The 12,105-nt window shown below is 74.6% G+C and carries 10 protein-coding genes and 1 pseudogene; 7 read left to right on the plus strand and 4 right to left on the minus strand.

Translation table 11 applies throughout. The annotated features are described in order from the left end of the window. Positions 1 to 427 precede the first annotated feature (427 nt). Complete coding sequence (locus tag IF01_RS0117195) at positions 428 to 1,207, plus strand: dienelactone hydrolase family protein (protein WP_030394312.1); 780 nt, start codon at positions 428 to 430, stop codon at positions 1,205 to 1,207. A 1,190-nt stretch (positions 1,208 to 2,397) separates the two neighbouring features. On the opposite strand, the gene IF01_RS43960 is transcribed toward IF01_RS0117195, so the two are convergent. Next, on the minus strand, positions 2,398 to 3,195 hold the full coding sequence (locus IF01_RS43960) for a hypothetical protein (RefSeq protein ID WP_030394314.1): 798 nt from the start codon (positions 3,193 to 3,195) through the stop codon (positions 2,398 to 2,400). 48 nt (positions 3,196 to 3,243) lie between these two features. Then, entirely contained in the window at positions 3,244 to 3,798 is a 555-nt protein-coding gene (locus IF01_RS0117210; RefSeq protein WP_030394315.1) for a SigE family RNA polymerase sigma factor, read from the minus strand. A 657-nt stretch (positions 3,799 to 4,455) separates the two neighbouring features. Here IF01_RS0117210 and IF01_RS0117215 point away from each other — a divergent pair. Next, complete coding sequence (locus IF01_RS0117215; RefSeq protein WP_510991190.1) at positions 4,456 to 4,893, plus strand: hypothetical protein; 438 nt, start codon at positions 4,456 to 4,458, stop codon at positions 4,891 to 4,893. After that, positions 4,860 to 5,238, plus strand: a pseudogene (locus tag IF01_RS45560) (ATP-binding protein); the annotation flags it as partial. The gene IF01_RS0117215 and the pseudogene IF01_RS45560, both read left to right, overlap by 34 nt. Positions 5,239 to 5,294: 56 nt before the next feature. Here IF01_RS45560 and IF01_RS0117220 read toward each other — a convergent pair. Further along, positions 5,295 to 6,191 carry a polysaccharide deacetylase family protein gene (locus tag IF01_RS0117220; protein ID WP_030394317.1) on the minus strand — a complete coding sequence of 299 codons (897 nt, stop codon included), beginning with the start codon at positions 6,189 to 6,191 and terminating at the stop codon, positions 5,295 to 5,297. Positions 6,192 to 6,490: 299 nt separating this feature from the next. Then, the gene (locus IF01_RS0117225; protein ID WP_030394318.1) at positions 6,491 to 6,856 is read right to left on the minus strand and encodes a MerR family transcriptional regulator; all 366 of its coding nucleotides are present in this window, start codon (positions 6,854 to 6,856) and stop codon (positions 6,491 to 6,493) included. A 97-nt stretch (positions 6,857 to 6,953) separates the two neighbouring features. Here IF01_RS0117225 and IF01_RS0117230 point away from each other — a divergent pair, with 97 nt between their 5' ends. From IF01_RS0117230 to IF01_RS43970, 4 genes are all read left to right on the plus strand, one after another. Beyond that, positions 6,954 to 7,457: a hypothetical protein gene (locus tag IF01_RS0117230; RefSeq protein ID WP_051755536.1), complete on the plus strand. Its 504-nt coding sequence runs from the start codon at positions 6,954 to 6,956 to the stop codon at positions 7,455 to 7,457. 867 nt (positions 7,458 to 8,324) lie between these two features. Beyond that, positions 8,325 to 8,498, plus strand: a complete 174-nt coding sequence (locus IF01_RS48285) for a hypothetical protein (protein WP_157855253.1) — start codon at positions 8,325 to 8,327, stop codon at positions 8,496 to 8,498. 277 nt (positions 8,499 to 8,775) lie between these two features. Next, positions 8,776 to 10,248 (plus strand): DUF8189 domain-containing protein, encoded by a 1,473-nt coding sequence (locus tag IF01_RS51015; protein WP_030394320.1) that lies wholly within the window; start codon positions 8,776 to 8,778, stop codon positions 10,246 to 10,248. Between the two features lie 182 nt (positions 10,249 to 10,430). After that, positions 10,431 to 11,900, plus strand: coding sequence for a PLL family lectin (locus IF01_RS43970; RefSeq protein WP_051755537.1), 1,470 nt, complete (start codon positions 10,431 to 10,433; stop codon positions 11,898 to 11,900). Positions 11,901 to 12,105: the final 205 nt, after the last annotated feature.

Raw genomic sequence — 12,105 nt, forward strand, 5'->3', positions numbered from 1 at the left:
GCCGGTGCGCGCCGCGGAACTGTTCCGCGGTCAGGGGCCGGCCCCTCGGCAGCGGCGCCACCGGTTCGGCGACGCCACGGTCCCCGGGCCCGCGCGGCCGCCGGTGAGGCTCGCGGGCTCCCGCGCCGACCCCGGCCGGGCCGGCCCCGCCGGGCCGGCCTCCGCCGGGCCGCCCGGAGCGCGAGGCGAACCGGCCGGTGACGCCCTCCGCGGGAGCGGGCCGCAACAGCCCGGAGTGCCGCCGCGGGGCCGGCCTTCGACACCCCGGCCCCGGCAAGGTGGTGCGGCAGGTGGCCCGGCGGCGCCGCCGCGGGAACGGGGCCGGCGACGGTTCCCGCGGGCACCCGCCGTCCTGCGCAGGCACCCGCGCTGTTCCGGTGGCGGAACACGGCCGGACGGGGCCCGGCGATCACTACAGTCCGGTCCCATGACGACGATTTCGACACGCACGGTCGAGTACCCGGCGGACGGTCTGACGATGACCGGGCACCTCGCGCTCCCGGCCGGCACCGGGCCCCGGCCAGCGGTGCTGATCGGACCGGAGGGCACGGGCCTGGGCGACGTCGAGCGCCGCCGGGCCGACGCCCTCGCCGAACTGGGGTACGTGGCACTGGCCTTCGACCTCCACGGCGGACGCTACCTGGGCAACCCCGGACAGATGCTGGCCCGCTGCCTGCCGCTGCTCGCCGATCCCGACCGGATGCGCGACATCGGCCACGCGGCGCTCCGGGTGCTGCGCGCCGAACCGCGCACCGACCCCGAGCGGATCGCCGCCGTCGGCTACGGAACCGGGGGCGCCGTCGCCCTGGAACTCGGGCGCGCCGGCGCCGACCTGCACGCGATCGGAACGGTCAACGCAACGACCACCGGCCGGCCGGGCGAGGCGGCCAACATCCGCTGCCCGGTGTGGGCCGGCGTCGGCTCCCAGGACCCCATCATGGCGCCCGCGCAACGCGAGGCGTTCACCGCCGAGATGCAGGCCGCAGGCGTCGACTGGCGCCTGACCGTCTACGGCGGCGCCCTGCACGCCTTCCACCACCCCCCGGTCGACCACCCCACCGTCCCCGGCGTCGGCCACCACCCACGCCACGCACAACGGGCCTGGCGCGACGTCCTCGACCTGCTCACCGAGTGCCTGCCCGTGACCCAGGACCCGGCACACGCCCCGGCACACGACCCGGGCAAGCACACCGGCCCCGGACACTGACAGCCCCTCCCCCTCGACTGCACACAGCGGAACCGCACACGGGCCAACCCGCGATCGCGGAACCGGAAGCGCGTTCGCGACCGCCGCAGCAAACGCCCGGCTCCGCCGTGGCGGAGCCCCCGCCGTGATCGTCGCGACCCGCGGCGGCGCGCTCCGGCCGACGGAGCCAGGTGTGCACGTCCACCCCGGCGGCGCCGAACCGCGGGAGGTCGCGACCATCGGACTCGGGGGGGCGGGGCCGCGCTGCGGTGGCCGCACGCCCGGGCCGTACCCCTGCGCGCGGATCAACCGCAACTCCCTCACGACCCGGGGGACGGATACCCACCGACGGACCCGGCGCCGCCCCACCCGCCCGCCCGCCGGGGCGCGACGCCTCCCGCCCCCCTTTCCCGCGACCGACGACCCGCCACCGGCGAAGACCCCGGGCCCCGGCGGCGCGGGCGGGGCGGACACCGGCACCGTCGGCCGGAAGCCGTCCGCCGTCCGCCGTCCGCCGTCCGCCGTCCGCGACGCGATCGGCCGGCGGCAGCGCCGGAGCCGGATCGAAGGCGATCCCGCGATCGGCATCGAGCGGCGGCCGGCACCGCCGCACCGCACCGAGTCTCTCGCGGAGAACCGGACCGCCGCCTGGTGGCGCCTCGACGTCGCACCGGACGAACGGTCAGGACCACGTGCGACGGGACATCGCCGTACCGCCCCGGACGATCCGGTCCGCAGGTGGCGCGCTGTCGCGCCGACCGTGCGGACGCGCGCCGACCGTGCGGACGCGCGTCGGCCGGTGGGCGCGCCGGGGCGGGCGGCGCTCCGGGACGGGCGCGCAGTTCCGACAGGGCCCGCGCGCCGCCACCGCCAGGCGCTCACCCCCGCCCCCGGAACCGGCCCGCGATCCGGATCCCGGTGTGCGCCGTGCCGTCGCCGCCCACCCCGAACTCCCCGCAGCGCGCCGCGACCCGCTGACCGAGGACCCGGACGTCCTGGTCCGCAACGAGATCGCCTGCCGCGCGGACACCCCGCCGCAGCCGCGGGCGCCGCTCGCGGCAACCCCGACGACGCAGGATCCGACCGAGGCCTTCCTCCTTCGCAACCGCCGCCGCACCTGCCCCCGCCGGCCCCTGCCCCGCCCTCGCGCACCGGGGAACAGGCACAGGCCCTCCCCGCCCGGGCCGGCCCGCGGGGCGGGCCGTGTGGTTCTACTTCTTGCCGCTGTGCTGCAGCCAGGTGGGGCTGGTCGCGATGGCCCTGAGCTGGTCGAGGGTGAGGGGCGGGGTGGAACGGCCGGGCTCGGCCTTGGCCGTGTTCCTGCGGACCGCGGTGTTGAAGGCCCGTACGACGACCCTGGTGCCGTCGGGGTGCAGTATCTCCACCGACCACCGGACCGACCCGCTGCCGGACATCGGTGCTCCCTGCTGGACCACCAGCCTGCTGCCGTCCGGAAGGACGGTGGAATAGTCGTACCGCGGGTCGGGGGCACCGGCGGGCTGCTTGGCGACGTAGACCTGGACCTCGCTCTTGCCCCTGCCGTCATCGACGTTGAATCTGGCGAAGCCCTCCCCCGTGCTCGCGTCGGCCGGGGCGAGACCGGCGGGCAGCAGGGTCGCGGCCACGGCCAGGACCTCGCCCCCCTCGGGATGGGCCTCCGCACTCGGCGGGACCGCGTCGGGATTCGCCTGCGCGGGCCGCGTCAGGACGCTCGGCGACGGGACGGGCGACGCGGCGCTGCTCGGGGCCGCCGGCGCCTCGACCGAGCCGCCCGACCGGGCGGGGGCGGCGCCGAGACCGGCGGCGAACACGCCGCCCACGCCGATCACCGCGACCGCGGTGACACCTCCCGCGAAAGCGGCCGTCCGACGACGGCGCAGCGCGCGCCCCCGGGCGGTCACCTCGTCGAGCCGGGGGCCGGTGGTGGGCCGGAAGCTTTCGCCGACCGCCGAGAACGCGTCGCCGAGGACGCCCTCGAAACGCGGGTCCGGGTGGTGTTCCTCTGCCATGGGTGCTACGCCTTTCGATCCGTCGAGGACGGGTGACGGGTGGTGGTGTCAGCGGGTGATCAGGTCGCCGAGGCGGTCGCCGAGCAGTGAGCGCAGTCGCCCCAGCGCCCGGTAGCTCTGTGTCCGTACGGCTCCCGGGGTGGACCGGAGGATGTCGGCGGTCTCCTCGACGCTGCGGTCCTCCCAGTAGCGCAGGACGAGCACCGCCCGGTCCCGGTCGGAGAGCTGGGCCAGGGCGTGGATCAGCACGAGCCGCAGGTCGCTGTCGCCCGTCACGCGGACGGGAAGGTCGGGGAGCTCGCCGACCGGCCGCTCGGTGCTGCTGCGCAGGCGGTGGTGGCTGAGGAACCGGCGCACCAGGACGCTGTGCGCGTAGGCGGTCGGGTTGTCGATCCGTTTGCCGGTGGAGATACCCGGCAGCCAGGTCGTTCGACGCCATATCGCGTGCATCCGCGCCAGGGTCTCCTGCACGAGGTCCTCGGCGAGATGGGTGTCGCCGCCGGTCAGCATGCAGGCCGAGCGGTACAGCTGGTCGAAACGCCCGAGGGCGAACTCCCGGAACTCGCTGTCCTCGCTGCGGCGGGCGGCACTCCTGCGGTTCATCGTCATCCCTTGCTCCGACACCCTTGCGGGTCCAAGGACGCGGTGACCCCCCGCGGGTGTCACACCCCGGTTCCCCAGCAGCTTCGGGCGACGCCGTTCGGCACCCGAACGGGCGGGTACGACGGCGGCCCCGGGGAGGATCGGCGGGCACCGGCCGTCCTCCGCCGTCCGGCCCGGTAACCGCCGCCCGCCTCTCCACCGGCTCCGTCCGCGTGAAGCGGTCCCGGCCCCGGCCCCCGGCCCCGGCCCCGGCTCCGGTGCCCGGAGCCGACACACCGCCCCGCACCGCGCCGCGCCCGGGCCTCGGCCTCCCGCTCGCGCTGCCGCCGGTGCCGTGCGTGGCACGGCCGCCAGCGGACACCCCGGCGCCGGTCCCGCTCCCGCCGCCCCCAGGGGACCCGTACTCCTCGCTGCGCGCCCGGCACGCGGGACCGGCCCGGCACACCGCGGGCCGGCTTCAATCACGAGTCGTGAGTCGGTTGTTCACGAGTTTGGGAGGCACGCCGAACCACGGACGGGTGATATTCACGAGTTCTGACGTCACCGGGGTGCTTGCCAAGCCAGCATCGGGAGTGCTCCTGGTGAAGGGCCCTGGTCATGCCGCAGATGTCGAAGGTCGAGCTGTACGCCGCGATCCGGCGCGACCACCGCGACGGCATGAAGCTGCGGGAGATCGAGCGCACGTACAACGTGTCGTGGCGGACGATCAGGAAGGCCGTGGACTCCGTCCGGCCGGAGCCGCGGAAGAAGCTCCCGCCCCGGGCCACCGCGCTGGACCCGTACAAGGCGGTGATCGACGGAATCCTGCAGGCCGACCTGGACGCGCCGCGCAAGCAGCGGCACACGCTCACCCGGATCTTCCACCGCCTCGTCGAGGAGCACGGCGCCGACATCTCCTACCAGCAGGTCCGCCGCTACGTCGCCGACCGCAAGCCGCAGATCCTGGTGGAGTCGGGCAAGGCCCCGACCGGGGCGTTCATCCCGCAGACACACCAGCCCGGCATGGAGGCCGAGGTCGACTTCGGCGACGTGACGGTGAAGCCCGCCGGCGCATGGGTGACCTGCTCCGCTACACGCTCGCCACCAAGCTGCTGAACAAGCTGGTGGAGGCCGCCGACGAGAAGCAGCCGAACAGGACGATCGCCCGCTACGGCCGCGTCGGGCTGCTCTGCACCGATGAGCTCGGCTACATGGAACTCGACCGCCGAGGCGCCGAACTCCTCTTCCAGGTCCTCACCGAACGCGAGGAGAAGAACAGCGTCGCCATCGCCTCCAACGAGTCCTTCGGCGGGCTGGACCAAGACCTTCACCGACCCCCGCCTCTGCGCGGCCATCGTCGACCGCCTCACCTTCAACGGCACCGTCATCGAGACCGGCACCGACTCCCACCGCCTCGCCAGCACCCGGGCCCGGGCCCAAGCACCCGCCAAGGTCGGCTGACCTCAGCGCCCCGACAGGCGCGGCCCGTCACCCGCACGGGTGACGGGCCGGACCGCTCATCCGAAGCTCGTGCCCCGGGACCAGACTTGCTGGACCGTTCGATAGTCGATGACGGCTATGTCCTCCTGCTGGAGAACATCACGGGCCTGCTGCGAAGTCAGGAACTCGTAGTCTGTCCGGCGCACGGACCGGCCACCGTCGACGGCCCGCGACTCCTCGTCGCCCAGACCGGGGTGCACCGCCCATTCATTGAGTCCCGCAGGCAGGTCGCGCAGCATCCGGGCGTATCGTTCAGCCTTCCCTTCGAGGCCCAGGGAGAAGCTGTCCAGAAAGTCGTTGTCGGTGACCGGCAGCCCGCGTTCGCGCATCGTCCGGCGCCCGGGATCGAGCCAGACCCGGACTGCGAGGCCGTACTCCGCGGCCAGCACAACGGTCAGGTCGAGGATGTCGTCGCGGCCGCCGTCGGCCAGACAATGGAAGTCCAGATGGGTCGGCGCGAGTCCGGCGTCGGCGACGGCGTTGATCTGGGCGCGGAACTCGAGTTCGATCTCATCGAGCCGAGCCTGGCCGAGCAAGGCCGCCCGTCCGGCGGGCGACGGTGAGAACAGCTCGCCTGCAGGGTCCAGCAGTGAAGGAACTCGTTCCCTGGCGGTCAGCGGCCCCCACGGCATGTCGGGCATCTCGCACACCAGGGTGAGGTGGATCCCGAACGGGATCCGAGGGCGTCGGCTGAGCATCTCCAAGGCCTGCGGCGCTGCGGGACACGGGACCATCAGGCTGCATGAACTCGCGATGCCCTCTTCGATCGACTCGATCACCGCCGCGTTGATCGCCGGATACATCCCGAAGTCGTCGCAGTTGACGATCAGCAGCCGCGCACCAGGTGGATACCCCAGTAGCTGACTCGACTGCTCTGCAGGCGCGACGGCCGCGGGATCGGTGGTTTCATCCATGTCCGCAGTCTGAGACCCAGCCGGACGTCACGCACCGGAATTCGACCGCCCCGAGGCGACACCGCCGTCAATTCTCGCGGACATCCACGAACTTGCCGAGCACCAACTGCCGCCGAAACCGGCGAACAACCGCTGCTGCTGACCGTGAACGAAGCCCGCCCCCGGTACTCACGCGGCCGTTCCCCGGACGCCCCCGGCGCCCCGAGTACCGGTCCCGGCCGATGCGCGGCGGCCCCGGTCGGCGGCCCCGGTCGGCGGCCCCGGTGAACGGCCGGGCCCCGTCGTGGCCGCGGGCCGCGTCAGCCGGGCGCACCGGACGCCCGCAGCGGGCACCCGGTGCCCACCCGCGCGGCGAGTTCGGCACGCAGGACCGCGAGTTCGGCCATGCGCGCGTCCACGACACGGATCTTCTCCTCGAACAGCGCGGACAGCGCCCCGGCGGTGTCCGCCGCCCCGCGCAACTCCTCACCGGTGCGCGCGATCTCCGCCAGGGAGAACCCGAGCGCCTGCGCGGTGCGCACGTAGCGCAACCACTCCACCGCCCCGGGCGAAAAAACGCGGTACCCGTTGGCCGTACGCCCGGACACCAGCAGCCCCGACTTCTCGTAGAAGCGGATCGTGTCCCTCGTCAACCCCGTCCGCGCCGCCAGCTCCCCGATACGCATGCCCCGGCGCCCCTCCCGGATCGTGGACTTGACCCTGGACCGTACTCCACTGTCCAGCATGGGAGGCCACCGACCCCCGACCACCCGGAGCCCCGCCGTGAACCGCCCCTGCACCCCCGCACGTCCCTCCTACCTGCGTGTCGTACGCGCCAGCGCCTGGTACGACCTCGCCGTCACCGCGGGATTCGCGACACCCTGGACCTACACACCGGTCCACCACGCGCTCTCCTCCCTGGGCGACAGCCTCGGCTGGGGCGTCCTGCCCGCACCCGATACGTGGCAGACCCTGTACGCCAACCTGATGGGCTCGGTCGTGACCGTCTGGGCCGCCCTGCGTATCGTCCGGCCACTGCCCCTGCACGGACTGCTCGACGCCGTCGCACGCGTCCTGTTCTCGTCATGGATGGCCTACGCGCTCGCCCACGGCGCCCCACGGATCCTGTGGCCCTTCCTCACCCTCGAAATCACTTGGGGCATCACCCAGTTGGCGCTGTGGCCGCGCACCGGACACACCCGCCCGGTGGCCGGCCCGGCGGCCGACCGCACCCACCCGGCGGCCGGCCGCACCGACAGGCACCCGCTCGACACACCCAACCGATAACACCCACCCCCCTTGCGACACCGACAGCCCCCGCACCGCCACCCCCGACACACACCCCGCCGCGCCCACCGGGCCCACCGCGCCGGGCGCGGCACGGGGGCGGGGCGGCACCGGCGGGGGCTGTCCGCACGGGGGCGCACCAAGCCGGGGCCGGCCTTCTCCCCCGCCCGGTCGACGCCCCCGCCCGGCCCCGTCGCCGAGCGGCTGCCGGAGCACCCCCCGGGTCGCGCCGCCCGGACCCGCCCACGGCACCGCTCGCGGCACGGCTCGCGGCACGCACCCCGCCGCACCCGGCCACCCCCACGGGCAGCAGACCCCCCTCGCCCCGGTCACCGAACCCGCCGGACCGGCAGAGCCGACCCCGACCCGACCCGCCCGGGAACACCGCGGCGGACACCGACCGGACCGGACCACCGCGGGCCGTCCCGCTCCACCACGCCACCACGGCCGTCGCCGGCCTGCGACGGCCCACCGGAGCGGGACGGCCCGCGACACCGGACGCCGGTGCCGGCACTCTCCGGCCAACGGGCGCAGCACGAACGGACGGGCGCGGCGAACCGACGGACGGGCGCCGCGAACCGGCGGCGGGCACAGCACGAACGGACGGGCGCCGCGAACCGGCGGGCGGATGGCTGTGGTCACCGCCCTCCACGGGCGGGCGCCGGGCGCTGCCGGCCCGGTCGGCCGGAACGGGCCAGGGACGTTTCCGTCCACCCGGGAGCCCTTCCGCCCGCCGTGAGCTGCGACGAAGCTGGTGATCGCCGCCAGGGAGCACCGCTCCGGGGCGGCGGACCCGACGAAGCGTCACCACGCGACGCGGGCCGGGTCCACCGCACCGACACCCCCTGCTCCCGGAGGAACACCGCCATGCCTCGCGCCGCCCCCGCCCCCGCCCCCGCTCCCGCCTCCGCCTCCACCGCCGTGGCCCGCCGCCAGGCGCCGGCCGCCGCCCGCGACGGCGCCGCGCCGGGCACCGCCACCGCCGCCGCCGCGGGCGGCCGGCCCGCCGGCGCCGCGGCACGCGGCACGGTCCGGGGCTGACGGCCCGGCCGCCCGCGGCCGCCCGCGCACCCCCCGGGGCCACTGCCACCACCGACCACCGCAGCCACCGCCACGGCCCCGCGCCCGGACGGCGGCACCGCCACCACCCGGGCCCCACGGGCGGCGCAGCGCACCGCGCGGCCGCCCCGCGGCACCCCGCGTCCCTCTCCCGCCACCGTACGCGCTCTCCCGCGCCCGGACGGTGACGGACCGTCACCACGCATCACGACCGACCCTTCCACTGCCGCTCGTCCGCCTGTCGTCAGGAGTATTCGTCATGTCCGCGTTCACCTCCCGCCGCCGCAGCGCCGCCCTCGCCCTCGCCACCGCGATCGTTCCGGTCAGCCTGGCCTTCGGTGCCTCCTCGGCCCACGCCAGTGTCGGCTCGAACATCACGGGCATCGCCCTGGCCAACAACTACAAGACGGCCTGCGCGACCAACAGCGCCGGCACCACCGGCTTCTACTCCAGCTGCACCGGCAACGGCGGCCAGCCCGAGCACTGGTGCGCGGACTTCGCCAAGTGGGTGTGGGCGAAGGCGGGTGTCAACGTCTCGGGCCTGACCCCGGCGGCCGGCAGCTTCGGCCAGTACAACGGCGGTCTGCACAGCACCCCGCACGTCGGCGACGCGGTCGTGTTCAACTACAACGGCGCGGGCTACGCCGACCACGTCGCCATCGTCACCGAGGTCGGCAACGGCCAGATCAAGACGATCGGCGGCAACGAGGGCGGCCAGCGCGGCAACTTCGCCGCGACGTCGCGGGTGCGCCTGGACGGGCCGTACAACTCGGCGCTCGGCTACAGCTCCTACATGGGCCAGTCGATCAGCGGCTACGTCTCCCCGATCGGCGGCACGGACACCACCCCGGCCCCCGCCCCGGCACCGGCGCCGGCGGCCAAGGACGTCACCAACCTGTTCGCGCTCGGCTCGGGCGGGACCGTCTTCAACGCCGGCGGCGACTTCGCGTCCGGGGCGTGGAGCGCGTTCCAGCAGGTGCCCGGCAACAGCGGGATCCAGCAGATCTCCGCCGTGCAGATCGGCTCCGTCGTCCACCTGTTCGTCATCGGCTCGGACGGCACCGTGTACACCGCCGACGGCGACACCGCGACCGGCTCGTGGAGCAGCTTCCAGCCGCTGCAGGGCAACAGCGGCATCAAGCAGATCACCGCCGCCGCCGTCGGGGGCACCGTCCACCTGTTCGCCGTCGGGGCGGACGACACCGTGTACACCGCCGACGGCAACTACGCGACCGGCTCCTGGAGCGCCTTCCAGCCGCTCCAGGGCAACAGCGGCATCAGGAAGATCACCGCCACCGCCGTCGGCAGCACCGTCCACCTGTTCGCCATCGGCTCCGACGAGCGGATCTACACCGCCGACGGCGACTACGCGACGGGCTCCTGGAGCACCTTCCAGCCGCTCCAGGGCAACAGCGGCATCCAGGAGATCACCGCCGTCACCACCGGCACCACGGTGCGCCTGTTCGCCACCGGCTCCAACGGCACCGTCCACACCGCCGACGGCAACTACGCCACCGGCACCTGGAGCACCTTCCAGCCCCTGGCCGGCAACAGCGGCATCAAGAAGATCACCGCCAACGCCGTCGGCAACACCGTCCACCTGTACGCCGTCGGCTCCGACGACCGGGTCTACAACGCGAACGGCAACTACACGAACGGCACCTGGAGCACCTTCCAGCCCCTGGCCGGCAACAGCGGCATCCAGGAGATCGCCGCCACCTCGGGCCTCTGACCCCCGCAGGCATCGCGCGCACCGGCGCCCGGCCGCCCGGCCGCCGGTGCGCACCCCCCTCGGCCCGGCCCCGCGGTCCCGCCCCGGGGCCGGGCACCCCGCCCCCGGGCCGCTGCCGCCGCCCGCACACCCGTGTCCCGTGCCCCGTACCCGGCCCCGAGACCAGGAAGAACCGCATCCTCATGAGCAAGCAGCTCCGCAAGCTCCTGCCCGCCGCCGCCACCGTCGCCGCGCTGCTGTCGCCCCTCGCGGTCACGGCCGGCACCGCCGACGCCGCACCCCAGCCCGACCGCTCCTGCGGGACCGTCACCGACGCCGACTCGGCGGCCGCCGCGAGCCTGAACACCGTCCTCACCGGCAAGCTCGCCCACGCCATGACCGCGTACCGGTTCTCCTGCGCCCGGGCCATCGTCGCCGCCACTCGCGCCCACGACCTGTCCGACCAGGCCGCCGTCATCGCCGTCACCACCGCGATCGTCGAGTCCGAGCTGCGCAACAACCCGAACGTCCTCGACGCGAGCAGCGTCGGTCTCTTCCAGCAGCAGACCTGGTGGGGCAGCACCGAGGAGCGCCTGAACCCGGCCTACTCCACCAACGCCTTCCTGGACGGGATGCTGAAGGCCTACCCCAACGGCGCCTGGAAGACCCAGCCGGTGGGCGTCGTGTGCCAGAAGGTCCAGGTCTCCGCCTTCCCCGGTGCCTACCAGCCCCAGGCCGCCGACGCCCAGCGCATCGTCGCCGCGATGGCGAGCGCGCCGCCCGCCCCCGCCCCCGCGCCCGCCTCCAAGGCACGTGTCAGCACGGTCGGTTCGGACGGGGCGCTCTACGCCACCGACGGCGACTACGCCGGCACCGGCTGGTCCGGCGCCTGGGCCACCCAGGGCGGCACCGGCCTCAAGGCCCTCGCCAGCACCGTCACCGGCAACACCGTGCACGTCTACGCCCTCGGCTCCACCGGCCACGTCTACACCAAGGACGCCGACTACACCACCGGCCAGTGGACCACCACCTGGCTGGAGGTCCCCGGCGGCGCCGAGGGCGCCACCGCCGTCAGCGCCACCACCATCGGCAACCGCGTCCACCTGAACATCGTCGGCTCCGACGGCGCACTGCACACCACCGACGCGGACTACGCGGGCACCGGCTGGTCCGGCACCTGGGTGGCCATGGGCGGCACCGGCCTCAAGGCCCTCGCCAGCACCGTCACCGGCAACACCATGCACATCTTCGCCCTCAGCTCCACCGGCCACGTCTACACCATGGACGCCGACTACGGCACCGGCCAGTGGAGCAGCGCCTGGCAGGAGGTGCCCGGCGGCGCCGAGGGCGCCGAGGCCATCACGGCCGCCGCGACCGGCAACCGCGTCCACCTGAACATCGTCGGGTCCGACGGCGCGCTCCACACCACCGACGGCGACTACGCGGGCACCGGCTGGTCCGGCACCTGGACCTCCCAGGGCGGCACCGGCCTCAGGAAGGCGGTGGCGAGCGCGGTCACCGGCAACACCGTGCACGTCTACACCCTCGGCGCCACCGGCCGCGTCTACACCAAGGACGCCAACTACGACACCGGCCAGTGGACCGCCACCTGGCAGGAGGTCCCCGGTGGCGCCGACGACGCCAGCACCATCACCGCAACCACCACCCACTAACACACCAGCACCACCCGCCACCGCCCCCCGCGACGGAACCAAGCGCAGGGGGCGGTGGCCGGGACCGGCACCAGCACCGCACGCAACACGCAACACAGAAACCGGAACCCGGCACCAGCACAGAACCGGAACGCGGGGGGCCGAGACGCGGAGGCCGGAACGCGGAGGCCGGAACAGGACCGACACCCCCACCGCACAGCGGCCG

The sequence above is a fragment of the Kitasatospora purpeofusca genome (assembly GCF_000718025.1).
GTDB classification, from domain to species: domain Bacteria; phylum Actinomycetota; class Actinomycetes; order Streptomycetales; family Streptomycetaceae; genus Kitasatospora; species Kitasatospora purpeofusca.